The sequence below is a fragment of the Janthinobacterium sp. TPC_1 genome, from assembly GCF_056037845.1.
In genome coordinates this window covers 2,838,263-2,862,507 of the sequence record NZ_CP195157.1, presented here as the reverse complement: position 1 = coordinate 2,862,507, position 24,245 = coordinate 2,838,263, and the positions used below count along the sequence as shown (strand labels likewise).

20 protein-coding genes and 5 pseudogenes are annotated in these 24,245 nt (G+C 64.2%); 14 read left to right on the top strand and 11 right to left on the bottom strand.

What is annotated here, in order from left to right; translation table 11 throughout:
• The first annotated feature begins 3 nt into the window (after window positions 1-3).
• A pseudogene (sbcB, locus tag ACQVLG_RS13930) lies at window positions 4-1,457 on the top strand (exodeoxyribonuclease I).
• 43 nt (window positions 1,458-1,500) lie between these two features.
• Here sbcB and pyrF read toward each other — a convergent pair.
• Window positions 1,501-2,325 (bottom strand): orotidine-5'-phosphate decarboxylase, encoded by an 825-nt coding sequence (gene pyrF, locus ACQVLG_RS13925; protein ID WP_474295141.1) that lies wholly within the window; start codon window positions 2,323-2,325, stop codon window positions 1,501-1,503.
• Between the two features lie 138 nt (window positions 2,326-2,463).
• Between pyrF and ACQVLG_RS13920 the strand changes: the two genes are divergently transcribed.
• The 5 genes and pseudogenes from ACQVLG_RS13920 (at window position 2,464) to ACQVLG_RS13900 (ending at window position 6,193) form a co-directional block, all read left to right on the top strand.
• Entirely contained in the window at window positions 2,464-3,078 is a 615-nt protein-coding gene (locus ACQVLG_RS13920; protein ID WP_070313665.1) for a LemA family protein, read from the top strand.
• 1 nt (window position 3,079) lies between these two features.
• Window positions 3,080-3,914 (top strand): annotated as a pseudogene (locus ACQVLG_RS13915) (TPM domain-containing protein).
• A complete protein-coding gene (locus ACQVLG_RS13910; protein WP_230538641.1) occupies window positions 3,914-4,435 on the top strand; it encodes a TPM domain-containing protein in 522 nt (173 codons plus the stop codon). The pseudogene ACQVLG_RS13915 and the gene ACQVLG_RS13910 overlap by 1 nt, the downstream one beginning before the upstream one ends.
• Before the next feature lie 23 nt (window positions 4,436-4,458).
• Entirely contained in the window at window positions 4,459-5,223 is a 765-nt protein-coding gene (locus ACQVLG_RS13905; RefSeq protein ID WP_230538642.1) for an SDR family NAD(P)-dependent oxidoreductase, read from the top strand.
• A gap of 544 nt (window positions 5,224-5,767) precedes the next feature.
• The gene (locus ACQVLG_RS13900) at window positions 5,768-6,193 is read left to right on the top strand and encodes a VanZ family protein (protein WP_474295138.1); all 426 of its coding nucleotides are present in this window, start codon (window positions 5,768-5,770) and stop codon (window positions 6,191-6,193) included.
• Window positions 6,194-6,207: 14 nt separating this feature from the next.
• Here the strand turns inward: ACQVLG_RS13900 and ACQVLG_RS13895 are convergent, their stop codons facing one another.
• The gene (locus ACQVLG_RS13895) at window positions 6,208-6,486 is read right to left on the bottom strand and encodes a hypothetical protein (RefSeq protein ID WP_230538644.1); all 279 of its coding nucleotides are present in this window, start codon (window positions 6,484-6,486) and stop codon (window positions 6,208-6,210) included.
• Window positions 6,487-6,707: 221 nt separating this feature from the next.
• Here ACQVLG_RS13895 and ACQVLG_RS13890 point away from each other — a divergent pair, with 221 nt between their 5' ends.
• Window positions 6,708-7,175 carry a hypothetical protein gene (locus ACQVLG_RS13890; RefSeq protein ID WP_230538645.1) on the top strand — a complete coding sequence of 156 codons (468 nt, stop codon included), beginning with the start codon at window positions 6,708-6,710 and terminating at the stop codon, window positions 7,173-7,175.
• 63 nt (window positions 7,176-7,238) lie between these two features.
• Here the strand turns inward: ACQVLG_RS13890 and ACQVLG_RS13885 are convergent, their stop codons facing one another.
• From ACQVLG_RS13885 to ACQVLG_RS13875, 3 genes are all read right to left on the bottom strand, one after another.
• Complete coding sequence (locus ACQVLG_RS13885; RefSeq protein ID WP_474295136.1) at window positions 7,239-7,616, bottom strand: hypothetical protein; 378 nt, start codon at window positions 7,614-7,616, stop codon at window positions 7,239-7,241.
• Window positions 7,541-8,359 (bottom strand): hypothetical protein, encoded by an 819-nt coding sequence (locus ACQVLG_RS13880; RefSeq protein WP_474295134.1) that lies wholly within the window; start codon window positions 8,357-8,359, stop codon window positions 7,541-7,543. Before ACQVLG_RS13880 ends, ACQVLG_RS13885 begins: the two co-directional genes overlap by 76 nt.
• 194 nt (window positions 8,360-8,553) lie before the next feature.
• On the bottom strand, window positions 8,554-10,059 hold the full coding sequence (locus tag ACQVLG_RS13875) for a dipeptidase (RefSeq protein ID WP_474295133.1): 1,506 nt from the start codon (window positions 10,057-10,059) through the stop codon (window positions 8,554-8,556).
• Between the two features lie 216 nt (window positions 10,060-10,275).
• Here ACQVLG_RS13875 and ACQVLG_RS13870 point away from each other — a divergent pair.
• From ACQVLG_RS13870 to ACQVLG_RS13860, 3 genes and pseudogenes are all read left to right on the top strand, one after another.
• A pseudogene (locus ACQVLG_RS13870) lies at window positions 10,276-11,275 on the top strand (LLM class flavin-dependent oxidoreductase).
• A gap of 171 nt (window positions 11,276-11,446) precedes the next feature.
• Complete coding sequence (locus ACQVLG_RS13865) at window positions 11,447-12,412, top strand: MFS transporter (RefSeq protein WP_474295131.1); 966 nt, start codon at window positions 11,447-11,449, stop codon at window positions 12,410-12,412.
• Complete coding sequence (locus tag ACQVLG_RS13860; RefSeq protein WP_474295129.1) at window positions 12,409-12,666, top strand: hypothetical protein; 258 nt, start codon at window positions 12,409-12,411, stop codon at window positions 12,664-12,666. Before ACQVLG_RS13865 ends, ACQVLG_RS13860 begins: the two co-directional genes overlap by 4 nt.
• 44 nt (window positions 12,667-12,710) lie before the next feature.
• On the opposite strand, the pseudogene ACQVLG_RS13855 reads toward ACQVLG_RS13860, so the two are convergent.
• The 6 genes and pseudogenes from ACQVLG_RS13855 to ACQVLG_RS13830 all read right to left on the bottom strand — a co-directional run bounded on the left by ACQVLG_RS13855 (window position 12,711) and on the right by ACQVLG_RS13830 (window position 20,028).
• Window positions 12,711-14,323: pseudogene (locus ACQVLG_RS13855) on the bottom strand (M28 family peptidase).
• A 137-nt stretch (window positions 14,324-14,460) separates the two neighbouring features.
• Window positions 14,461-15,297, bottom strand: coding sequence for an HDOD domain-containing protein (locus tag ACQVLG_RS13850; protein WP_230538651.1), 837 nt, complete (start codon window positions 15,295-15,297; stop codon window positions 14,461-14,463).
• A gap of 123 nt (window positions 15,298-15,420) precedes the next feature.
• Window positions 15,421-16,501, bottom strand: a pseudogene (locus ACQVLG_RS13845) (BMP family ABC transporter substrate-binding protein).
• A 21-nt stretch (window positions 16,502-16,522) separates the two neighbouring features.
• Window positions 16,523-17,452, bottom strand: a complete 930-nt coding sequence (locus ACQVLG_RS13840; protein WP_474295127.1) for an ABC transporter permease — start codon at window positions 17,450-17,452, stop codon at window positions 16,523-16,525.
• Complete coding sequence (locus tag ACQVLG_RS13835; RefSeq protein WP_474295125.1) at window positions 17,445-18,521, bottom strand: ABC transporter permease; 1,077 nt, start codon at window positions 18,519-18,521, stop codon at window positions 17,445-17,447. Before ACQVLG_RS13835 ends, ACQVLG_RS13840 begins: the two co-directional genes overlap by 8 nt.
• A complete protein-coding gene (locus ACQVLG_RS13830; protein WP_474295123.1) occupies window positions 18,514-20,028 on the bottom strand; it encodes an ABC transporter ATP-binding protein in 1,515 nt (504 codons plus the stop codon). The genes ACQVLG_RS13835 and ACQVLG_RS13830 overlap by 8 nt, the downstream gene beginning before the upstream one ends.
• Here ACQVLG_RS13830 and ACQVLG_RS13825 point away from each other — a divergent pair.
• The 4 genes from ACQVLG_RS13825 (at window position 20,019) to tssG (ending at window position 24,216) form a co-directional block, all read left to right on the top strand.
• The gene (locus tag ACQVLG_RS13825; protein ID WP_474295121.1) at window positions 20,019-20,264 is read left to right on the top strand and encodes a hypothetical protein; all 246 of its coding nucleotides are present in this window, start codon (window positions 20,019-20,021) and stop codon (window positions 20,262-20,264) included. The two genes, ACQVLG_RS13830 and ACQVLG_RS13825, sit on opposite strands and share 10 nt — an antisense overlap.
• Before the next feature lie 203 nt (window positions 20,265-20,467).
• The gene (locus ACQVLG_RS13820; protein WP_230538824.1) at window positions 20,468-21,280 is read left to right on the top strand and encodes an outer envelope protein; all 813 of its coding nucleotides are present in this window, start codon (window positions 20,468-20,470) and stop codon (window positions 21,278-21,280) included.
• A gap of 78 nt (window positions 21,281-21,358) precedes the next feature.
• Window positions 21,359-23,206, top strand: coding sequence for a type VI secretion system baseplate subunit TssF (gene tssF, locus ACQVLG_RS13815; protein WP_474295119.1), 1,848 nt, complete (start codon window positions 21,359-21,361; stop codon window positions 23,204-23,206).
• Complete coding sequence (gene tssG, locus ACQVLG_RS13810) at window positions 23,170-24,216, top strand: type VI secretion system baseplate subunit TssG (protein ID WP_474295117.1); 1,047 nt, start codon at window positions 23,170-23,172, stop codon at window positions 24,214-24,216. The genes tssF and tssG overlap by 37 nt, the downstream gene beginning before the upstream one ends.
• The last annotated feature ends 29 nt before the right edge of the window (window positions 24,217-24,245 follow it).

The window sequence follows — 24,245 nt, the reverse complement described above, 5'->3', positions numbered from 1 at the left end:
TCAATGACTAACCAGACCTTTCTTTGGCACGACTACGAAACCTTTGGCGCCCAGCCGCGCCGCGACCGCCCGGCCCAGTTCGCCGCCATCCGCACGGATGCGGATCTCAACGAGATCGGCGAGCCGATCATGTTGTATTGCCAGCCTGCCAATGATTTCCTGCCCGACCCGCAATCGTGCCTGATCACGGGCATCACGCCGCAGCAGTGTTTGCAGCTGGGCGTGCCCGAGCACCAGTTCGCCGCCACCATCGAAGCGGCCTTTTCGGAGCCGGGCACCATCGGCGTGGGCTACAACACCATCCGTTTCGACGATGAAGTCACGCGTTTCCTGTTCTGGCGCAATCTGATCGACCCGTATGCGCGCGAATGGAAGAACCATTGCGGCCGCTGGGGACATCCTCCTCGACGTCGTGCGCATGACGCACGCGCTGCGCCCGGAAGGCATTCAATGGCCGAAGCGCGACGATGGCCAGACCAGTTTTAAACTGGAACACTTGAGCAAGGCCAATGGCCTGGCCCACGAAGCGGCGCATGATGCGCTATCGGACGTGCGCGCCACCATCGCCCTGGCGCGCCTGATCAAGCAGAAGCAGCCGAAACTGTTCGAATTCTGCCTGGCCCTGCACAAGAAGGACCGGGTCGCCAGCGAAATGGGCATGCACCTGGCCGCCGGCGAGCGCCAGCCTTTCCTGCACGTGTCCGGCATGTTCCCGGCCGAACGGGGTTGCCTGGGCGTCGTCTGGCCGCTGGCCACGCACCCGAGCAACAAAAACGAGATCCTCGTCTGGGATTGCGCCTACGACCCGCGCGAACTGTTCGAACTGGACGCCGACACCATCCGCACGCGTTTATTCACGCGCAAGGAAGCCATGCCGGAAGGCATGACGCGCCTGCCCGTGAAAAGCGTGCATTTGAACAAGTCGCCCATGCTGGTGGGCAATTTAAAGACCCTGTCGCCCGCCATGGCCGCGCAGTGGGGCATCGACGTGGACGCGGCGAAGGTCAACGCGCAATTCGCCGCCGCGGCGCCGAACATGGATGCCATCTGGGCCGAAGTCTTCCAGCGCCCGGGCGCGAACACCGCGCTGGACGTGGATGAGGATTTGTACAATGGTTTCGTCAGCAACGACGACCGCCGCCTGCTCGAATCCTTGCGCCGCGACACGCCGGCCAGGCTGGCCACGGCCCGCCCGTCGTTTGCCGACGAACGCTTGCAGGAATTGCTGTTCCGCTACCGCGCCCGCAATTTCCCGCAAACCCTGAGCGAAGCGGAAAGCCTGCACTGGGAACAGCACCGCGCCGCCCGATTGTTCGACGGCGACGGCGGCGCCCGCACCATCGAAATGCTGTTTACGGAAATCGACGTGCTGTCGGAATCGGTCGATGAGCGTGGCGAAGAAAATTCTTGGCGAACTCTACGATTATGCGGAGATCGTCGCCCCGCAAAGAGACTGAATGCAAAATGCCGGGCTAGCCCGGCATTTTGTATGCATGCAACTTAAACCGAACGGTGCTGATTGATCGCATCGCGCGTTTCAATCGCCACGCGGCGGGCCGCGTCGGCCCAGTCTTCGCCGTCCTGCGGCTTGGCGTAGATGATGGCGCGCGAGGAGCTGATCATCATGCCCATGCCGTTCGCCGTCTGGCCTGCGCCGACGGTGGCGGCAATATCTCCGCCCTGGGCGCCGATGCCGGGCACCAGCAGCGGCATGTCGCCGACGATGGCGCGCACTTGCGCCAGTTCTTCTGGGAACGTGGCGCCGACGACGAGCGCGCACTGGCCATTCTTGTTCCATTTCTCGGCCACCAGGCGCGCCACGCGCTGGTACAGCGGTTCGCCGTCCGTATTCAGGAATTGCAGGTCCGAGCCGCCCGGGTTCGAGGTGCGGCACAGGATGATCACGCCGCGGTCTTTCCACGCCAGGTAGGGGTCGAGCGAATCCTCGCCCATGTACGGGTTCACGGTGACGGCGTCGGCGCCGTAGCGCTCGAACGCTTCGCGCGCGTATTGCGTGGCCGTGGCGCCGATGTCGCCCCGTTTTGCGTCGAGGATCAGCGGGATGTGCGGATAATTCTCGCGCACGTAGCGGCAGATGTCTTCCAGCTGCTTTTCTGCGCCCAGCGCGGCAAAATACGCGATCTGCGGCTTGAAGGCGCAGGCCAGGTCGGCCGTGGCGTCGATGATGCGCGTGCAAAAGGTGGTGATTCCATCGGGCAAGTCGCGCAGTTCGGCCGGCAGTTTCGCCAGGTCGGGGTCCAGGCCCACGCACAGCAGGGAATTATTGGCCGTCCACGCGGCGGATAATTTATTGATGAAATTCACGGCACACCTTCTCTATATTCAGTTGCAAACCCCGTATTGTAACGCGGCCAGACACGGCCACCCGCGCTTATTAAACCGACATGGCGGGCCGTTTCAGGTATATTTGCCTCACCTCCCTTACTCAGCACGGAACCCATCATGCAAATCACCAATCAATTCACCAAATGGCTGCGCCTGGCGCTAAGCGTCACCGTCCTGGCCGGCATCCTGACGGGCTGCGGCTACAACGACTTCCAGAGCAAGGACGAAGCCACCAAGGCGGCCTGGGGCGAAGTGGTCAACCAGTACCAGCGCCGCGCCGACCTGATCCCCAACCTGGTCAATACCGTCAAGGGCTATGCCACGCACGAGCGCGAAACGCTGGAAGCGGTGACCAAGGCGCGCGCCGCCGCCACCAGTTTCCAGATCACGCCCGAAGTGCTGAACGACCCGGCCGCGTTCGAGAAATTCCAGCAAGTGCAGGGACAACTGTCGTCGGCCCTGTCGCGTTTGATGGTGGTGTCCGAGAAATATCCTGACCTGAAAGCCGATACCAGCTTCCGCGACCTGCAGTCGCAGCTGGAAGGCACGGAAAACCGCATCACCGTGGCGCGCCAGCGTTACATTGCCGCCGTACAGGATTACAACGTGCATGCGCGCAGCTTCCCGAACAACCTGACGGCGATGGTCTTCGGCTACAAGGTCAAGCCGTCGTTCACGGTGGAAAATGAAAAAGCCATCTCGACCGCGCCGACCGTCAACTTCGGCAAATAAGATGAAAGCCTGGTCTTATCTGGCCGCGCTGGCGACGGCCCTGCTGCTGTGGGCGATGCCGCCGGCCGGCGCGCAGGGCTTGCAGCCCGTCCCGCCGCTGGCCGCGCGCGTGACGGACAACGCCGGCATGCTCGATGACAAGCAAAAAGCGGCGCTGGAAGGCGTGCTGGCCGACTACGAAGCCAAGACGGGCAGCCAGATCGCCGTGCTGCTGGTCAAGAGCACGGAACCGGAAGCCATCGAGCAATACAGCATCCGCGTGACGGATGCCTGGAAGCTGGGCCGCAAGGGCGTCGATGACGGCGTGCTGCTGATGGTGGAAAGACAATCCCTCGTCCTTGCGCCGCCTGCGCATCGAGGCGGGCCGCGGCGTGCAGGGCGTGCTGACGGATGCGCAATCGAAACGCATCCTGCAAGACGTGATCGCCCCGCATTTCAAGCAGAACGACTATTACGGCGGCCTGGTGGCTGGCATCGGCGCCATCGCCACCCTGCTGAACCAGGAGCAATTCCCCGCCCCGGCGCAAAAACAGGCGCCGGCGACCGTGGAAGCGGGCGGCCTGACCTTCTGGCTGCCGCTGCTGTTCTTCGGCTTTCTTGTGCTCGTGACCGTGTTCCGCTCGCGTGGCGGCCCAAACCGGCTGCAGCGCGGCAGCAACTGGTCCAGCGGCGCCACCGGCGTCGTGCTGGGCAGCATTTTGAGCCAGGCGCTGAACAACCGCGGTGGCGGTGGCGGCTTCGGCGGCGGCGGTGGTTTTGGCGGAGGCGGTGGCGGCGGTGGCTTCGGTGGCGGCGGCGGCGGTTTTGACGGCGGCGGCGCCTCGGGAGATTGGTAATGACGAAACAACTGACATTCGGACAACGCTGCGGACGCGCCTTGAAACATTTGCGGGGCACGCCGGCGACGGCACGCCAGGCCTTTCCCGAACGCACCCTGAAAGCCATCGAAACAGCGATTGCCGACGGTGAAGCCATGCACCGCGCGGAAGTGCGCCTGATCGTCGAAGCGGCCCTGACGCCGGGCATGGCTTACCAGGGCGTGAGCAACCGCGAGCGGGCGCGCGAACTGTTCGCCCAGTATGGCGTGTGGGATACGGAAGACAACGTTGGCGTGCTGATCTATATCAACCTGGCCGAGCACCAGGTCGATATCGTGGCCGACCGCAACGTGGGCCGCCGCATCACGCCGGAACAGTGGCAAGCCGTATGCCGCGCCATGACGGGCGGTTTCAAGGATGGCAATTACCACGACAGCACGCTCGATGCCTTGCAGCAGTTGAATGCCATGCTGCAAAGCCACTTCCCTGCCGATGGGACGCGCGGCAACCAGTTGCCGAACGAACCCATCCTCCTCTGAATCCTTCCCGCCGAGGCGATTACATGAAACTGGTCAATAAAAACGCCATCGTCACGGGCGCCACGCAAGGCATCGGCCTGGCTTGCGCCAGCCGCCTGATCGCCGAAGGGGCGCAGGTGATGCTGGTCGACATCAAGGAAGAAGGCGCGCAGGCAGCGGCCGCCCTCGGCCCGCAGGCGCGCTTCTTTTGCGCCGACGTCAGCCAGAAGGCGGACGTCGATGCGATGCTGAAGGAAACGCTGGCCCAGTTCGGCCACATCGATATCCTCGTCAACAATGCGGGCGTCACGCACGCGGCCGATTTCCTCGACGTCTGCGAAGACGATTTCGACCGGGTCATGCGCATCAACCTGAAATCGATGTTCCTGTGCGGCCAGGCCGTGGCGCGCGAGATGGTCAAGCGCAACAGCGGCTGCATCATCAATATGTCCAGCGTGAATGCGGAGCTGGCCATTCCGAACCAGGTGCCGTACGTGGTGTCGAAGGGCGCCATCAACCAGCTGACCAAGGTCATGGCCCTGAACCTGGCGCCGCACGGCGTGCGCGTGAACGGCATCGGGCCGGGCACCATCCTGACGGAACTGGCCAGGCAGGCGGTGCTGTCGAGCCCGCAGGCGCGCCACACGATTTTGTCGCGCACGCCGCTGGGCCGCTGCGGCGAGCCGGAAGAAGTGGCCGGCATCGCCGCCTTCCTGGCCAGCGACGACGCCAGCTATATGACGGGCCAGACCATCTATGTCGATGGCGGACGCATGGCGCTCAACTACACGGTGGCCGTGAAAGAGTGAAACCGGCGAGTTATATCAAAAAAGAATAATGCATATCTAAAAAGATCATTAGACACATATCGTGCGACGCAGCATAATGCACCTGTCTCCACTATTCTCCTCCAAGAAAATAGTTTTAAGCCCGCTTTCACCAGCGGGCTTTTTTTTTGCTGTCGCGACTGAAACATGGCTATTCTTGCCATGCCGCCCGAATTTTTCCATCAATATGCCGGTTTCCTCAAAAATGTTGCGGCGTGTCATAGGCCCGTCATGTTCGCCCCCTATACTTGCTTCATCTGCTGTACAGGCAACCGATATGCCTGACTACAGACAGGTGTGCCGCGATGGCACACCACTCCCCTTTCATGACCGTGGCGGGCGCCGGCAAGGCGCGCGACATGGTAAGTACCGAGCAACTCTCAACTCTTGACCCATTTCATTTGGGTTTTTGGCCCGCGCCCCCGCGGGCCTTTTTTTTGCCTGACCGGCAAGCTCTTGCGCAAGAACACGGTGGCCCGCCATGCGCATGATATTGTGAGTACCTTTCCATTTATCCTGACGCATCATGTCCGCCCCCTTGCCCGAACTCTGTTTTTCCGACCGTTACGAACGCCTGCGCTACCGCACGGCCCTGGTGTTGTATGTCCTGGTGATTTTGATCGGCGACATTCCCGGCGTGCGCGCCGACGTGGGCCAATATGCGTCGGGCGGCGTGCTGCATTCCTTCGGCTACGGCGTGCTGGCCCTGATCCTGTTCAGCGGCACGTCCGGCGGCATGGCGCGCCGCGCAGTGCTGGCCGTGCTGATGGTGGCGGCCATGGGCGCGCTGGACGAATTCATCCAGAGCTTCCTGCCTTACCGCCATGGCGCCGTCAGCGACTGGGTGGTCGATATCACGGCCGCCGCGGCGGTCTGCCTGCCGCTGTATTTCCTCTGGCCGAAAATGGTCGCCGCCGCCCTGGCTCAGGGCGCGCCGTTGCCCAAAGGCTGAACCGGCACCGTCCGTCAGGCGCGGTCCGCTTCGCTATCCTGCAATGCCAGCCGCAACTGCCCCTGGCTGCGCGCGCCCAGGCGCCGCATCAGGGCGCGCGCCTCGCGCCGGCTGCCGGCGCCCATGGCGCGTGCCGCATCGCGCTGCATGTCCAGCAACTGTTCCGAGCGCGCCAGCCGCACCAGTCCATGCAATGCCTGGGCCAGTACATGGCGCGCACGGGCATCGTGCGCGGTGCCGGCGACGGCCAGCACCAACTCATCGATCAGTTTTACGGTAGGGCCAGATGACATTTTTTCTCCCGATTCAACAGTGAGGAAACGTGCAGCCGCACGAAGTGGTAATTGCCAGCATCTTTTATACCAAGCACGGCAATTAGACGCTTGATCTAGCTCAATCACCAATGACGGGCGCCGAACATCCCGGCGACGCCATGCTCTTACATGCAGCAATCGCTGCTATCCGCAATCACCGCGGGTGCCGATCCTGAGTGTTCGACCATGAGGAGACCAAGATGAGATCGAAAAAAACCCTGCTGCTGACCGGCCTGACATGCGCCTTGCTGGCGGCCTGCCATTCCACGGACAATGCCAGCCTGGCGCGCAGCAACAGCGGCGAAACCTATGCCGCACCGGCCGGCACGACGCCGCAAAGCAGCATGCCGGCCAGCAGCACAGCCAGCACCGCCACCGATACCGGCATGAGCAGCGATATGGCGGGCCAGTCCAGCATGAACATCAGCTCGGCCACGGTGCAATCGATAGAAACCGTGCCGCGCGGCATGGATCAAGGCAGTGCCGACATGCAGGCGGGCACCTCGGGCACGGCCGGCAGCACCTCGGGGGCGGCGGGCAACATGCTGTACCGCGTCACCTTGCGCCTGGACGACGGCACGACGCGCACCTTTATGCAAAATACCCAGCCCGCCTTCCAGATCGGCGACCGGGTCAGCGTGCAAAAAGGCGTGATGCAGCGCTATTGATGCAGCCGGTGCTGGCCGACACTTGCCGCTGCCTTTTTCCGCCCCTGGCCGCATCAAGGCGCATCAGGCCAGCGCCAGGGTCAGCGGCCGGCTGCGGCCCTGCACCATGGCCGAAGGCCAGGCCGGGTCGTGCGTCAGGTTGTGCAATTGGTTGCCGTCGAGCAAAAACGTGTCTTCCACCGTGCTGCCGGGCAGGCTGGGGTGGAATGCCAGGGCCATGCCCCGCTTGAGGATGATTTCCGTATGCGCGCCAGCTGCCACTTCGGGCGCCAGGTAGCCATGGATACCACCCTGCCGGCTGGTGCGCACCGTATCGGGCTGGCCCGCATAGGCGTAGGCGCTGTCGAGCGCGTGGTACACCATGCTCAGGGCACGACCCGTTTCGCAAGCGTCGAGCGCCACGGCTTCCAGCGCCAGCATGGCGGCATCGGCATCGCCCACGGCCACGCCATCGGCGCGACGCTGCGGCGGGCCAAAGCGCCGTTGACGGCTGAGGCTGGCGCACAGGCCGAAACGCCGCGCGCACAGGGCCAGCACGGCTTGCGTGCCCAGCACCACCTGGGCCGGCGGCGCGCGCCGATAACGGTGTTGGCGTTCCTCGCCGCTGACCAGCACGTGCACGGCCTGCAAGCCGCGCAGCCACAGCGCGCGCACGCAGGCGGCAGCCAGCTCCAGTTCGCTCCAGTCGGGGCGGGCCTGGCGCAGCGCATCCGCGCAGCGCTGGCGGCCAGCTGCCCCACCTGCCGGTAGCGCTGCTGCTCCGATTCCAGCAGCACCAGCCGCTCTTCGCGCAGAGCCACGGGCAGGCTGCGTTCGTGCAAGCCTGGCCGGTCGGACAAAACAGGCAAGCCGCCGGCCACATGCTGCACGAAATGCTCGCGCAATTCATACAGCTGCGGCTGCATCCACGGCGACACCTGCCACGTCCATGGCCCGCGCACCTCTTCCTCGCGCATGCGCATGGCTTCGGCTTCGTCCGTCAGGATGTAGGCGGCGGCGCGCGTCACCAGCACTTCCGCGCAGCCGCACTCGGCAGTATGACGATGGCTGTTCGACGCGCCCGCCGTGGCCCACGCAAACCAGTCCACGCCACGCAGGCGCACGGCGCCGGCATGCTGGTCTTCCAGCCAGCCCCGCATCTGCGCCAGCTTGTGCGCCACTTCCAGTTCCAGCGGCCAGTTCATGACCGCTCCTCGTGCGGGATGCGGCACGCCACCGCCCCACCTGCCCTGCCTGGCGCCAGCCGGGCGTCCTGTTGTGCATGCATAGCTGCTCCCTTCCTACATGGAAACGTAAGACCAGCACGCGCATAAAAAGTTCGGCGCCTGGCCTCGTCTCAGGCTTGCAGTCTATGACTTCCCGCTATTTTTGCAAGCGACTATTTCGCCAGTTCAATCAGCACGGCCGTGTACATCTGCAAGTTCAGCAGCAACTGTTTTTCCGTGATGAACTCGTGCTCGGAATGCCCCGTGTACACGGTGTGCGGCATGGCGGGGCCGAAGCTGACGGCGTTCGGGAACAACCGCGAATTGGTGCCGCCGCCGATGGCGACCGGCTGCGGATTGGCGATCCCCGTGTAATGTTCGAAAACGGATAGCAAGGTGGGAATCTGCGGCGCGTCCGTCTGCAGCCACGGCTCGCCGATCTGCACCTGCAGCGCGGCCGGTACCTGGCGCCGCGCCTTCCAGCCGTCGAAGGCGGCCGTCACCTGCTGCTGCAGCACGGCTGCCGTTTTGCCTTGCGGACGGCGCAAATTGATATTCAGTTCCAGCGCGCCGCCTTGCTGCTTGAGCACGGTAGGCGCCACCGTCATCGGCCCCATGAAACCGTCGCGGTAGGCGATCTGGCCGAAGCGTTCGCCGTAAATGCCGGTGCCCACCAGTTCATTCAGGAACGACAGCATGTCGGCCGCCTGCGTGCCCTGCCACGGCTGCACGGCCAGGGCGTCGGCCAGCATGCTGATGGCGTTGACGCCGTCTTCCGGCTTCGACGAGTGGGCCGACACGCCCAGCGCCGTCACGCTCAAGGTGCCGCCATCGCGCGCATACGTGTAGCGCACGCCCTGTTGCTGCTGCGCGCGAGCGCGGATGGCCGCTTCCAGCGCGGCCGGCGCGCGTTCGATGACGGCGGTGGCGTCTTCCGGGATCTGGCTGCCGAAAAAGCCGCCCGTCAGGTTCGTCAGCACGGGGCCGCCCTCGGCCGGCAGTGCCGTGCGCGGCGGCAAGGTCAGCTTGATGGAGCCGTAGCCTTTCTCGGCCGTCACCACCGGATATTCCGCATCGATGGTGATGTTCACCTGCGGCGGCGTGTGGGTTTTCAGGAATTGTTTCAGCGGTTCCCAGTCCGATTCCTCCGCCATGTACACGTACAGCTCGATGCGCTTGCTCAACGGCACTTGCTTGTCCTGGATGGCTTTCATCGCATACAGGGCCGTGGCGATGGGGCCCTTGTCGTCTTCCGTGCCCCGTCCCAGCAGTTTGCCCGGTTCGCTGGTACGGTCCAGCTCGAACGGCGAGCGGGCCCACTTGGCGGGGTTCACAGGCTGCACGTCGCCGTGCGTGATCACGCCCACCCGCTCGCTGCCCTTGCCCATGCCGATGATTACCACGTGGCCGTGATCGTGGAAATCGAATCCCAGGCGCTGCGCCTCGGCCGCCAGGTAGCGTTTAAAACCCGTGTGCTGGGGATTCTCCGCAAACGGCACGGCCGGGTCGGCCACCGTGTTGAAACTGACCATCTTCGCCAGGCTGGCGATCAGCGGTTCGGGATAGGTGGCCAGCGCGTAGCGAGCCGTCTCCTGCGCCTGCGGGCTGACGGGAGCGGCGTGAACGGAGGGCTGCAGCAGCAGGCCAAGCAGGGACAACAGCAGGGGTTTCTTGAACATGGCGGGGCGCGTGAAATGGGGAGGCCCACTCTAGCATCGCCCGCACCGATTTCCAATCGCTACGAGTTTTTTACCGATCAGTACGCAAATTCCCGATTCGCATTATCATGTGCACAGCCTGTCTTCCCCGCCACGCCGTCATGGGTGACCCTGCCGGCGGCAGGGGATAGACAAATCGTCCATTGTGATTTTCCACCACGTCCCGATATCGCTACCATGATTCCATTTTCCATACTCGACCTGGCGCCCATCGCCGAAGGCAGCAACGCCAGCCAGTCGTTCAAGAACACGCTCGACCTGGCGCAGCACGGCGAACGCTGGGGCTTTAAACCGCTACTGGCTGGCCGAACACCACGGCATGCCCGGCATCGCCAGCGCCGCCACGGCCGTCGTCATCGCCCATGTGGCGGCAGGCACGACAAGCATCCGCGTGGGCGCGGGCGGCGTGATGCTGCCGAACCACTCGCCGCTCGTCATCGCGGAACAGTTCGGCACACTGGAAGCGCTGCATCCGGGCCGCATCGACCTGGGCCTGGGCCGCGCGCCCGGCTCCGACCAGACGACGGCGCGCGCGCTGCGCCGCGACCTGCAGTCCGACGCCGAGCAGTTCCCGCAGGACGTGCTGGAATTGATCGACTACATGTCCGACGAGCCGCGCCAGCGCGTGCTGGCCGTGCCCGGCAAGGGCGCGAAAGTACCCGTGTGGATACTCGGTTCCAGCCTGTTCGGCGCCCAGCTGGCCGCCCACCTGGGCTTGCCGTACGCATTCGCCTCGCACTTCGCGCCGCAGATGATGATGCAAGCCGTGGCGTATTACCGCGAACACTTCAAGCCGTCCAAACAATTGGCGCAACCGTACGTGATGCTGGGCTTTAATGTGTTCGCCGCCGACACGGATGCCGAAGCGCACCTGCGCGCCACGTCGATGCAGCAAGCGTTCGTCAACCTGCGCACGGGCCGCCCGTCGCGTCTGCAGCCGCCCGTGCCCGGCTACCTGGAGCAGCTGGGCCCGCAGGAACGCGCCATGCTCGATTCCGTGCTGTCGTGCACGGCCATCGGCGCACCGGACACGGTGAAGGCGAAGATGGCTTCCTTCATCGCCGAAACGGGCGCCGACGAGCTGATGATCACCTCGCAAATCTTCGAGCACCAGCACCGGCTGCGTTCGTATGAAATCACGGCGCAAGTGCATGCGGAGCTGGCACGCGCGCAGTAACTTCACTGTCTCCCCTGGTATTTCCCCAAATACCCTTTTCCCGGCCGTCGGCAACGATCGCCGGGATTTTTTTGCTCACGCCCAGTAGCAAAATCGGCCGCGCCCGGCAAGAACTACGCCACCCCGCTATCATGCTCATCCAAAAGCATCATTCCAAGAAAGTTGTATCGCATGAAATCTGCACCATCGTCCGTCGACGCCAGCACCCTGCTGAGCTCCACCCGCATCCTGTTGTTCGCCCTGTCCGCCGGCGTGCTCGTCGCCAGCCTGTATTACGTGCAGCCGCTCACGTCCATGCTGGCCGCCTCGTTTGGCGTCAGCGTGCCGCAGGCGGGCTACCTGGTCACGGCCACGCAGATCGGCTACGTGCTGGGCATCGTCTTCCTGGTGCCCCTCAGCGACGTGCTGAACCGCCGCCAGTTGCTGACCTGGATGCTGGTCGCCAAGATCGGTGCCCTGCTGCTGGCCGCTACCAGCCAGAATATTATCGTCTTTGCCATCGCCAGCGTCTTGATGGGGATCACGGCCAGCGCATTGATGGTGGTCACGGCCATGGTGGCGTCGTATGCGCCCGATCACAGCCGGGGCCGCATGGTGGGCACCGTCATGACGGGATTATTATTGGGCATCTTGCTCGCGCGTACCGTCTCCGGCACCGTGTCGCAGATCAGCGGCGGCTGGCGCACCGTCTACGTGCTGGCTGCCATCGTCGTGGCCGCCCTGCTCGTCATGCTGCGCCGCATCCTGCCGAACGAGGCGCCGCGTGGCAAGCTGCAATACGGCAAGCTGATGGCTTCGCTGGCCGACATCATCCGCCAGGAACCCTTGCTGCGCCAGCGCGCCCTGTTCTCGGGCCTGGGCCTGGGCACCTTCAGCGTGTTCTGGACGGGCCTGACCTTCTTGCTCAGCGGCGCGCCGTATCACTATTCGGAAATGCAGATCGGCCTGTTCGGCCTGGCGGGCGCCACGGGCGCCTTTGCCGCGAATACGGCCGGCCGCATGGCCGACCGCGGCTATGCGCGCCAGGCCACGTGGCTGCTGGCCGTCGCCTCGATCGCGGGCTGGGCATTGATCGGCTTCGGCGCCCATTCGCTGGCGCTGCTGTTGATCGGCATCTCCTGCTGGACATGGGCGTGATGGGCTTGCAAGTGACGCACCAGTCCATCATCTATAAACTGGCGCCGCATGCGCGGGCGCGCGTGACCACCGTGTTCATCGCGGGCGGCTTCATCGGCGCGTCGGCAGGCTCGGCCCTGGCCAGCGCCAGCTTTGCCGCCGGCGGCTGGCCCGCCCTGTGCATGGTGGGCGGCGCCATGCCGCTGTTGCTGCTGTTGGTGTGGAGCAAGTACCGGCACACGCAGCGCAGGCTGGAACGGGCAAGCTCAACCTGACCAGCGCAAAAAAAACCGCTCGACAGAGCGGTTTTTTTACGTCCTTACTTCGCCTGCTCACGCGCCTTGCCAAACGCATCGCCCGCCTTCCAGGCCGGCATCTTCGCCGCATTTGCCACCATCTGCCCCAGGCTCAAGGTAAATTGCGCCTGCTGCGTCATGCCGGACAAATCCCAGCTGGCGTCGTACTCATCGGTCACCTGATGGTAGCGGGGGCCGTAGGCGGCCGCCTTGGCTTTCGATGCGGCCACGTCCTTGATGTAGTCGCGTCCGCCATTGATGGAAAACGCGGGCACGCCCGCCTTGGCAAAACTGAAATGGTCGCTGCGGAAATAACCGCCGGCCAGGTCGGGACGGGCTGGGGCGATATGCATGCCCATGGCTTTGGCCGTTGCCGCCGCCATCGCCCCCAGCTCCGTGCGCTCGCTGCCCTGCGCGCCGATGTCATGCGTGGCGCCGACAAAGTTCAGGCTGTCCAGGTTCAGCGCGGCGGCCGTCTTGTCCAAAGGCCACAGCGGATCGGCCGCATAGGCGGCACTGCCCAATAAACCCTGCTCTTCAGCCGCCACCCACAGGAAGATCTGCGTGCGCTTCGCCGGCTTTTTCACGGCTTCCTGCGCCATGGCCAGCAAGCCGGCCGTGCCCGAGGCATTGTCGACGGCGCCGTTGTAAATCGTGTCTCCAGCGTCACCTTGCTTGCCCAGGTGGTCCCAATGGCCGCTGTAGATGACGACGCTTCATCTTTCAATGCCGGGTCGGTGCCCGGCACCATGCCCGCGATATTGAACTGCTCTACCTTGCGCACGATGGACTTCATCTCGCCCGACAACTTGGCATTCAAGGCGACGGCCTGGAAATCCTTGTGTTCCGCCTTGGCGCGCAAGGCGTCCAGGTCTTGCCCGCCGGCCGCGAACAGGCGGCGCGCCGCGTCTTCCGCGATCCAGCCCTGCAGCGGCGTGCCGGCCGTGCGGTCCGCCAACTGGAAGCGCTCGCTGCCGCTCCAGCTGTTCTGCACGACGCTCCAGTCGTACGAGGCCGACGGTTTCGTGTGGATCAGCAAGACACCAGCGGCGCCCTGGCGTTTGGCTTCCTCGAATTTATACGTCCAGCGACCGTAATAGGTCAGCGCCTTGCCGGCAAAGCGGTTCGGATCAAGCGCGGTCGGCTGCGGGTCGTTGACCATCATGACGACGATCTTGTTTTTGACATCGGCGCCCTTGAAATCGTTCCAGCCCTCTTCCGGCGCCGTGATGCCGTAGCCGACGAAGACGAGCGGCGCGTCGAATGTGTGCGCGGCAACGGAGTCGCCCGTGGCCCACACCCAGTCCGGGCCAAATGCCAGCGGCACGGCCTTGCCGCCCGCCAACGCCTGCAGGCTGCTCTCGGCCGGCAGCGACTTCACGCCGGCGATCTGCACGCTCTGGCGGTAGCTGTTGCCACGCACGGGTTTCAGGCCAGCCATCTGCGCCTGGGTTTCCAAATACGCCACCGTCAAGTCGGCACCGCGCTGGCCCGTGCCCCGGCCTTCCAATAAATCGTTGGACAGGAAGGCCAGGTGGGCGCGCAGGGGCGCTTCCTGCACCACGGGCAAACTGGTAGCGGCTTGGGCGGAAAACGCCAGCGCCGTCAAGGCGAGGGAAGAAAACAGCTTCTGCATAAGATCCTTTGGGTAAGAGGAGACATTCAGTCCGGCGGATGGCCGGGGGCGGCGATTGTATGCCATGGGGAAAGATGCATCAAAATGCGGACGAAAAAAATCCCCGCGGCAAGGCGGGGATGTCATCGAGGCGTAATTTACACCAGCAGGGCGGCCGCCAGGGATTCGATCTCTTCAGCCGATTCCTCGAGGATGGTGTGCAAGGTGCTGCCGCCGATGCCGAAATCGATCTTCGCGGCCGCCTGGCGCCGCTCGGCGCTTTCCGGCGGGTGCAGGGGCGAACCGACGGGCGACAGATCGTTGGCCAGCACCAGGGTCGCGCCCAGGGTGCGGGGCGGGAACGGGCTGCCGCCGTGCCACATGCCTTCCACTGCTTGCAAGACCATGTCGGGCACTTGCAGCTGGCGCAGCACGCCGCGGCCGATCAGTTTTTCGCCGTATTCGATCCAGTCTTCGGTATTGTCGTCGAGCAGGCCCGGATATTCCTCGGCGCGCGACAACAGATAAAAGCCGCCCACTTCGTGCACGATGGCCGCGAACATGGCCGTTTCCACGTCCACATGCGTGACTTTCCGGGCGATCACCTGGCTCAGCGCGGCCACGTGGGCCGTGTGCTCCCACAGTCTGGCCGCCTTGGCGCGCAATTGCGGGTCCGTGATCTGGCTGCCCAGCTGGCGCACGATGACGGACGCCACCATCGACTTTAACGTGGCAAAGCCCAGGCGCGAGACGGCCGCGCGCACATTGGCGATTTCATTGCCGGAACGGTTGTAGGCGGCCGAGTTGGCCAAGGCCACGACCCGCGCCGACAGCAGCGGCTCGGCCATGACCATGCGGGCGGCCGCTTCGATATGGCAATCGGGGTCGTCCAGCGCTTCCTGCAGCTTCAAGGTGGCCTTGACGTTGGCGGGGAACGTCAGTTCGCCCTTGCTCGCTTGCAGCGCGATAATCTTGAATACTTCCAGTCTGTCCATGGGTCTGTCTCCGGTACGGGCTTGTTCAAGCTCTGCTGTGTGGGTGGGCCGGGAACGCGCATGTATCCCCGGCCCTGCTCCCGTTTCCGGCAATATATTACAGCAAGTTCAAACGCAAACCTATTACTTTCCGGAAACTTTTCCTGCCACGCCTTCGACAAAATAATCCATCTTCGTCAGCGCCGCATCATCCAGCACGCCTTTGTCCAGGCGCACCTTGCCATCGTTATCCTTGATCGGCGCGCTGAACGGATTGAGCTTACCAGCAACCAAGTCTTTCTCGCGCGCCAATACAAACTGTTTCACGTCAGCGGGCACGGCCGCGTTGATGCCTTCCAGCTTGACCATGCCATCCTTGATGCCGCCCCAGGTGCTGCTGGACTTCCACGTACCATCCAGCACGGCCTGCGCCTGCTTCGTGTAATAGTCGCCCCAATGGTGGGTGACGGCGGCCAGCTGCGCCTTCGGCCCGTACTTTTTCATGTCCGAGTGGTAGGCGATCGCATACTTGCCCTTCTCTTCCGCCGCCTGCACCACGGCGGTCGAGTCCGTGTGGTGGGTGACCACGTCGGCGCCCTGGCCGATCAGGGTGATGGCCGCGTCGTCGCGTTCCTTGCCCGGGTCGAACCAGCTATTCACCCACACCACTTTCACTTCCGCCTTCGGGTCGACGCTGCGCATGCCGCGCGTGAAGGCGTTGACTCCCTGCAACACTTCCGGGATGGGAAACGCCGCCACGTAGCCGGCCACATGGGTCTTGCTCATCTTGCCTGCCAGCACGCCAGCCAGGTAGCGGCCTTCATAAAAACGCGCATTCGTGTTGGCCACGTTGACGGCCGTCTTGTAGCCCGTCAAGTGAATGAACTTCACATTAGGAAATTGTTTCGCCACTTTCAAGGTGGGATTCATGTAACCGAACGAAGTCGTGATGACCAGCTTGCTGCCCGTTTGCGCCAGGTCGCGGATCACCCGTTCCGCATCGGCGCTTTCCGGCACGTTTTCCACAAACTTGGTGCTGATCTTGTTGCCCAGCGCCTTTTCCATTTCCTTGCGCGCCTGATCATGCTGGGTAGTCCAGCCCGCGTCGCGCGATGGGGCTGATATACACGAAACCGACGTTCAACGGAGCGGTGGCGGGTGCGGCGGCCATGACGGGCATCAAAATGGCACTGCAAACGGCGGCGCATACTAGTTTCTTGGACATGGTTTTCCTTGTGGTGAGTGATTAATTTCCGGGATTGAAATTTTTCCCCAGCGAAGCGGGCATGTTGAGCTTGATGTAATTGGCATTGCTGGAAATGAGCACGAGCACGACGATGGCCGCCACATACGGCAGCATCGACAGCAGTTGCGACGCGATGGGCACGCCCAGCGCCTGCGCGTGGAAGGTCAGGATCGTGATGCCGCCGAACAGGTAGGCGCCGCCCACCACGCGCGCCGGGCGCCAGGTGGCAAAGGTGGTCAGCGCCAGCGCGATCCAGCCGCGCCCGGCCACCATGCCCTCCACCCACAGCGGTGTGTACACGAGCGACAAAAAGGCGCCGGCCAGGCCGCAGCAGGCGCCGCCGAACAGCACGGCCGCCAGGCGGATGCGGCGCACGGGGTAGCCGAGCGCATGCGCGGAAGACGGCGACTCACCCACGGCGCGCAGCACGAGTCCCGCCCGCGTGCGATACAAGAACCAGGCGATGGCCACGCACAGCAAGAGCGACAGATACACCATCGGATGCTGGCGGAACAGGGCCGGCCCCAGCACGGGAATGTCTTCCAATAAAGGGATGCCGAAGCGGCCGTTGTGTAAGCTGTTGCCCACGTACTTCAAGCCGATGTACGTGGACGCGCCTGCGCCGAACAGCGATAAAGCCAGGCCCGTCGCGTACTGGTTCGTGCCCAGCCACACGGTCAGCCAGGCAAAAAAGCCGGACAGCACCATGCTGGCCCCCGCCCCCGCCAGAAAGCCCAAGGTGGGGCTGCCCGTATTGACGGCCACGGCAAAGCCCGTGATGGCCGACACCAGCATCATGCCTTCCGCGCCCAGGTTCACCACGCCCGCCTTTTCATTCACCAATAAACCGAGGGCGGCCAGCATCAGCGGCGTGCCCGCATTGATGCTGGCGGCGATCAAGGGCGCGATGGTGAGCAGCAAGTTATCCATGTTTCCTCCAGCGCAGTTTGTATTGGATCAACACGTCGCAAGCGAGCAAGGCAAATAGCAGGATGCCCTGGAACACGCCCGTGATGGCGCTGGGCAAGCCCAGGCGCGATTGCGCCAGTTCGCCGCCGATATAAAACAGGGCCATGACGAAACTGGAGAAAATCACGCCGACCGGATGCAACCGCCCCACGAAGGCGACGATGATGGCGGCAAAGCCGTAGCCGGGCGACACCGTGGGCGTGAGCTGCCCCATCGGTCCCAGCACTTCGCACGCGCCCGCCAGGCCCGACAGGGCGCCGCAGATCAGCAGCGACGACCATAAAGTCTTGCGCGAGGAAAAGCCCGCATAGCGGGCGGCGGCCGGCGCCATGCCGCCCACGCGCAGGCGGAAGCCGGCAATGCTGCGTGACAAATACAACCAGCCGCCCAGCGAGGCCAGCAAGGCAAACACGATGCCCACGTGCAAGCGCGTATCGCTGATCACCATCGGCAACAGCAAGCCGTCGGACAGCAGTTTCGACTGGGGAAAATTGAAGCCTTCCGGGTCGCGCAGCACGCCGTACACGAGATAGCTGAGCAGCAATTGGGCGATGTAGACGAGCATCAGCGAGACGAGGATTTCGCTGGCGTTGTAGCGGTCGCGCAGCCACGCCACCAGGCCCGCCCACGCCATGCCGCCCGCCATGCCGGCCAGCAGGGACACGCCGATGATGGCCGCGCCACCGATTCCGTCATCGAGGTACAGGGCCGCCGCGCCGCCGCAGATGGCGCCCAGGGTCAGCTGCCCTTCCGCGCCGATGTTATAGATGTTGGCGCGAAAGCAGATGGCCAGGCCGACGGCGATCAAGAGCAGGGGCGCCACCTTGAGACCCAGCTCGGACCAGCCATGCGCGTCGCGCAAGGGTTCGACGAAGAACACGGCCAGGCCCGCCACGGGATCGTGTCCCAGCGCAACAAACAGCAGCGCGCCGCACAGCACGGTCAGCAGCACGGCCAGCACGGGCGACAGCCACGACATCAGCCTCGATGGGGACGGACGGGCTTCCAGGCGCAAGGCGAACTTAGCCATGGACAGCCTCCTGCGGCCACAGCCCGCTCATCCATTGCCCCACGAGATCGACGCTGGCCTCGCCCACGTCCAGCGAAGGTGAAATTTTTCCTTTTGCCATCACCAGCAGGCGGTCGCTGATCTCGAACAATTCATCGAGTTCCTCCGACACGACCAGCAGCGCGCAACCGGCGTCGCGCAGCGCCAGCAGTTCGGCGCGGATTTGCGCGGCCGCGCCCACGTCCACGCCCCAGGTCGGCTGCGCCACCACCAGCACCGTGGGTTCGCGCATGACTTCGCGACCGACTATGTATTTCTGCAAGTTGCCTCCAGACAAGCTGCGCGCCAGCGCCTGCGGCCCGCCCGCCTTCACCTGGAAGCGGGCAATGATGGCGGCCGCCCGCTGCGCGATCGCGCCACGGCGCACGAAGCCGTGGCGGATGGTGGCGGGTGTCTGCAAGCTCAATAAGACGTTGTCGGCCAGCCCCATGTCGGGCACGGCACCCCGTCCTAGCCGCTCCTCCGGCACGAAGCCGAAACCGAGGCCGCGCCGGCGGCCCGGCGGCAAGCGCCCGGCAGGCGTACCGTTCAGCACGATGCTGCCGGCGGCCGCGCGCATGTCCTCGCCCGACAGGGCCGCCAGCAATTCCTGCTGGCCATTGCCGGACACGCCAGCGATGCCGACAATTTCTCCCGCGCGCACGTCGAAATTGATATCGATCAATTGCGTGGCGAACGGATGGCTCTTCGGCAAATCCAGATTGCGCACGCTCAGCATGGCCGCGCCGGGCGTGCGCGCCACACGGGTGACGGCGGGCGGCTCGGCGCCGATCATCATGCGCGACAGGCTGGCTGCAGACTCTTGCGACGGGTCGCACACGCCCGCATTCTTGCCGGCGCGCACCACCGTGCACGTGTGGCACAGGGCGCGGATTTCGTCGAGCTTGTGGCTGATGTACAGGATGCTGCAGCCTTCGGCCGCCAGCTGGCGCAAAGTGCCAAACAGTTTTTCCACGGCGCCCGGCGTCAGCACGGACGTCGGCTCATCGAGGATCAGCAGTTGCGGCTTGGCCAGCAGGGCGCGCACGATTTCCACGCGCTGGCATTCGCCGACGGAAAGCGTGTGCACGTGGCGCTGCGGTTCCAGGTCCAGGCCGTACTGGCGCGCCGTGTCTTCGATGCGCTGCGCCAGTTCCGCCATGTTGGTGCCGGCGGGCAAACCGAGGGCGATGTTTTCCGCCACCGTCAAAGTGTCGAACAGGGAAAAGTGCTGGAACACCATGGCGATGCCCAGCGCGCGCGCGGCCGACGGGTTGGCGATGTCGACCTCGCGGCCGTTCCACACGATGCGCCCGCCATCGGGCTGCACGGCGCCGTAGATGATCTTCATCAAGGTCGATTTGCCGGCGCCGTTTTCGCCGAGCACGGCGTGGATCTGCCCCGGCGCCACGGTGAGACAGATGCCGTCATTGGCCACCACGGCCGGATAGCGCTTGCTGATATCGAGTAATTCCAGACGTGCCGTCATTGTTTTTTTCGTGCCTCGCTGCGGGGGAAACCGGCATAGCCGCCGGTGCAAAAAATCAAGCTGTTGTCTCTATCGTATCGGCATCCGCGGCGCTTGGGGGACGGCGTGGCGGCGCGCATTTCTATTTCCGCAAAAAAACAACACCTGTATACAATTTTGAAAAAAATTATCAGCTTTACAGCGGCCACCTTGCCCCGCAAGGGCGAGAAGGTGCGATGATTATATGCAAGAACTGATAGTAAGTATGCAGATAAGACATATCGCCCGACGCGGCGCTTCTCGCATCATGGATTGAACGGCGCGCGATGCCCCATCGCAGCGCTTCATGCGGGCTACGCCCCCTGCTATTTCATTTCCCGTTTTCCAACACCGCCATCAGGAGCCGAAAGTGCCAAAAACCATACCGTGTCTGTTGCTCTGCCTTACTACCACCCTGGGCATGGGCGCGACCGCCCAGGCTGCCGAATGGAGCGATACCGCGCTGAGCTGGCGCGCCGGCAATGACTACCGCGAGCCGTTCAACCCGGACGACATCAAGAAAAACATCTTTGCCATCACGCACGCCAGCGGCTACAAATACGGCAGCAACTTCGTCAACCTGGATTTCCTGATCTCCGACAGCAAGGACCCCGGCGCACTGGGCAAGACGTCCGGCGCGCAAGAGGCCTACCTGGTGTACCGCAACACCATCGACATCGGCAAGGTGCGCGGCAGCGACATCAAGTTCGGCCCCGTGCGCGGCGTCGGCGTCACCCTGGGCTTCGACGTCAACACGAAAAATGACGTGGGCTACAACTCGCGCAAGCGCATGCTGGTGGCCGGCCCCACGCTGATGTGGGACGTGCCCGGCTTCTTCAACACCAGCCTGCTGTTGCTGCGCGAAAGCAACGCCCCCAGCGGCGCCTTCCCGCCCATCTCGCAAGTGACGGGCCGCTACACATTTAAAACGCACGCCATGCTGACGGGCGCCTGGGCCATCCCGCTGTCGCCGCTGTTCTCGTTCGAAGGTTTCTTTAACCTCATCGACTCGAAAGGCAAGGATGAAGTGGGGCGCGACACGGCCGTGGAAACGAATATCGACATGCAAGTGATGTACGACGTGGGCGCGGCCCTGGGCAGCGCCAAGAACACCTTCCGCGTGGGCCTGGAATACCAGTACTGGAAGAACAAGTTCGGCAACTCGCCCGCCACCACGGGCAACGTGGGCCAGACGGCCAGGACACCGATGATACGCGCGGAGTACCATTTCTAAGAATCATTGTCACGCATCAACACCCACCTTCGCGCCTGATGCCAGCATGAAGCTTTCCAGCTGGCGGAGAGCGCGAACGTGGAACAACTGCTGCCGTATTACGAGCGTGAGCTGGGCCTGTTCCGCCAGTACACGCGCGCGTTTTCAAGCCGCTATCCGAAGGCGGCCGGGCGCCTGCTGATCGCCGGCGAGACGTGCGAAGACCCGCACATCGAGCGCCTGATCCAGTCCGTTGCCCTGCTCACGGCCAGGGTCGCCAAGCGCCTCGACGACGCCTATCCGCAATTCACCCATTCCCTGCTTGAAACTTTGTACCCGCACTACCTGCGGCCGTTTCCTTCATGCTCCATCGTGCGCATCGCGGCAGACGAAGCGCACGCTGGCGGCCAGCTGGCCCAGGTGGCGCATGTTCCACGCGGCACCGTGCTGCGCTCGCAGCCGGTGCAGGGCGTGGCTTGCAAATTCACCAGCGCATATGACGTGACCCTGGCGCCGCTGGCGATCACGCATCTGCATTTCTCGCCGCTCATCGACGCGCCGCCTGGCCTGCGCCTGCCCGCCGGCGCCAGCGCCTTGCTCAGCATTCAATTCACCAGCAGCAGCGACAACTACCATCTCGATCAAACAGGTTTTGCCAGCCTGCGCCTGTTTGCCGATGGCGAAGCGTCCGTGCGCGCGGCGCTGCTCGACGCCCTGTTCCTGCGCGGCGCGGGCGCGTACGTGGCGCTGGACGAGCACAGTCCGTGGCTGGCCGTCGACGGCACCTTGCTTGCCCCGGCCGGCTATGCGGACGACGACGCGCTGATCCCCTTTTCCGCCCGTTCGCACCCGGCCCTGCGCCTGCTGACCGAGTACTTCGCGTTTCCCGAAAAATTTCATTTCATCGATATCGACTGGTCCCTGCTGGCTCCTCTTCTGCCGAAACAGTGCCGCCAGTTCACCCTGCACCTGCCGCTCATGGGCGTGCGCAGCGACAGCCACGAGGCGCGCCTGCTCTCCGGCGCCAGCCGCGACAATCTGCTGCTGGGCTGCACGCCCGTCGTCAACCTGTTTGCCAAGTCGGGCGTGCCGATCCGCCTCACGCACACGGAACCCGACTACGCGCTGGTGGCCGATGCCACGCATGCGTTTGCCTATGACATCCACAGCATCGAGACCGTCACCGTGGTGCGCAAGGACGAAGCCGGCGAGCGCCTGAGCACCTTCTTGCCGCTGTATGCCTCGCGGCAAGGTTCTCAGACAGAGCTTGGCCAATACTGGCTGGCGCGCCGCGACGAAGCCGTGGCCGCCATCAGCCCCGGCCATGAAATGCGGCTGAGCCTGATCGACCCGCAGTTTTCACCAGACAGCGCGGCCTGCGCCACCGTCTCGACGCAGCTGCTGTGCAGCAACCGCGACTTGCCCACCCACCTGCACTACGGCTTGCCCGGCGGCGACTTGCTGGCCGAAGACGTGCCCGACGGCATCCCCGCGCGCTTCCTGCGCAAGCCCACGCCCAGCATGCGTTTCCTGGCGGACAATGGCGCCCACTGGCGCCTGATTGCACACCTGTCGCTCAATTACTCGAGCCTGACGCAAGCGGGCCTGGGCGACTTCCAGAAAATGCTCAGCCTGTACGATCTGCCCCGCTCGCCCACCACGCAACGGCTGATCCAGGGTATCGTCACGCTCGAACACGGCAGCACGCGCGCGTGGATGCCAACGCTACCGTTTCCCACCCTGATGCCCGGCATCGGCATCCGCCTGGGCATTGACGAGCAAGCTTTTGTCGGCAGCAGCGTGTACATCTTCGCGCAGGTGCTGCAGCGCTATTTCGCCCTGAACAGCCAGCTCAACTGCTTTAGCCAACTGACGCTGCTATCCCGGCGCAGCGGCGAGGAAATCCTCCGATGCCCAGAACGCAGCGCCGACGCCACGCCAGCGTAATCCAGCAATTGCTCGACGCGCCGCAGCGCTTCGAGTGCTTCCAGGCGCTGCGCCTGCTGCTGGCGTGGCTGGCCGAACACGGCATCGATGAGCACACGGCGCTGGCAAAGCGCGTGCGCTTCGACAACAGCGTCTCGCTGCGCTTTCCCGCCAGCCAGGTCGAAGCGCTGACCACAGATGGCATCGCCGATGCGGATGCCTTGCTGCAGGCGCTGCTGTCGGGTGAGTTACCACATATCCACCTCACGCCCACCTTCATGGGCCTGCTGGGCTGCCAGGGCAGCTTGCCCAGCCACTATTCGGAGCGCATCGCCGTGCATCAATACAGCGAACGCGACACCAGTGCACGCGCGTTTCTCGACCTGTTTTCCAGCCGCGCCGTGGCCCTGTTTTATCAGGCCTGGCAAAAATACCGCATCGAGCAGGCCGGCCACAGCGGGGACTTCCTGTCGCGCCTGCTGGACGTGGCCGCATGCCAGCCGGGCCAGGGTCAGGACGAGGCGGCGGCCGGCCTGTACAGCGGCTTGCTCCAGCAATGCGACATCTCGTCCATCGTCATGGCGCGCATCCTCGCCGACCACTTCGGCGTGCCCTGCCATATCGACGAGGCGACGGGCGCCATGGACGTGCTGGCGCCGCGCGAACAAACGGCGCTGGGCATGGCCAATGCCGTGCTGGGCCAGCGCGCCACCGTCGGCGAGCGCTGCCGCCGCCCCGACCTGGCCGTGCGCCTGCGCCTCGGCCCGCTCACGGCAGAGCAGCACGCCAGCTTCCTGCCGCGCGCCCCGGCCAGCGAGGCGCTGCGGCACATGCTGATGCTGTTCGGCCAGCCGCTCGTGCGCTACGACATCGTGCTGGTGCTGCGCGCCGGCGATGTGCGGGGCATGGCGCTGACGACCGACGGGCAAGCCGGCCTCGGCCGCAACAGTTTCCTCGGCGATGCGGCAACGCCGCGCCACCGCGACGACATGCATTACACAATGCAATTGATGCCCTCCCTCAACGATTAAACCTTGCGGCCGCGCAAAAACGCTTGTGT

Bases quoted from the DNA above. Each gene is read 5' to 3' on its own strand.
- ACQVLG_RS13920 (WP_070313665.1), top strand. From the start codon at position 2,464: ATGCAAATCACCAATCAATTCACCAAATGGCTGCGCCTGGCGCTAAGC.
- ACQVLG_RS13910 (WP_230538641.1), top strand. From the start codon at position 3,914: ATGACGAAACAACTGACATTCGGACAACGCTGCGGACGCGCCTTGAAA.
- ACQVLG_RS13905 (WP_230538642.1), top strand. From the start codon at position 4,459: ATGAAACTGGTCAATAAAAACGCCATCGTCACGGGCGCCACGCAAGGC.
- ACQVLG_RS13900 (WP_474295138.1), top strand. From the start codon at position 5,768: ATGTCCGCCCCCTTGCCCGAACTCTGTTTTTCCGACCGTTACGAACGC.
- ACQVLG_RS13895 (WP_230538644.1), bottom strand. From the start codon at position 6,486: ATGTCATCTGGCCCTACCGTAAAACTGATCGATGAGTTGGTGCTGGCC.
- ACQVLG_RS13890 (WP_230538645.1), top strand. From the start codon at position 6,708: ATGAGATCGAAAAAAACCCTGCTGCTGACCGGCCTGACATGCGCCTTG.
- ACQVLG_RS13880 (WP_474295134.1), bottom strand. From the start codon at position 8,359: ATGAACTGGCCGCTGGAACTGGAAGTGGCGCACAAGCTGGCGCAGATG.
- ACQVLG_RS13875 (WP_474295133.1), bottom strand. From the start codon at position 10,059: ATGTTCAAGAAACCCCTGCTGTTGTCCCTGCTTGGCCTGCTGCTGCAG.
- ACQVLG_RS13865 (WP_474295131.1), top strand. From the start codon at position 11,447: ATGAAATCTGCACCATCGTCCGTCGACGCCAGCACCCTGCTGAGCTCC.
- ACQVLG_RS13850 (WP_230538651.1), bottom strand. From the start codon at position 15,297: ATGGACAGACTGGAAGTATTCAAGATTATCGCGCTGCAAGCGAGCAAG.
- ACQVLG_RS13840 (WP_474295127.1), bottom strand. From the start codon at position 17,452: ATGGATAACTTGCTGCTCACCATCGCGCCCTTGATCGCCGCCAGCATC.
- ACQVLG_RS13835 (WP_474295125.1), bottom strand. From the start codon at position 18,521: ATGGCTAAGTTCGCCTTGCGCCTGGAAGCCCGTCCGTCCCCATCGAGG.
- ACQVLG_RS13830 (WP_474295123.1), bottom strand. From the start codon at position 20,028: ATGACGGCACGTCTGGAATTACTCGATATCAGCAAGCGCTATCCGGCC.
- ACQVLG_RS13820 (WP_230538824.1), top strand. From the start codon at position 20,468: ATGGGCGCGACCGCCCAGGCTGCCGAATGGAGCGATACCGCGCTGAGC.
- tssG (WP_474295117.1), top strand. From the start codon at position 23,170: ATGCCCAGAACGCAGCGCCGACGCCACGCCAGCGTAATCCAGCAATTG.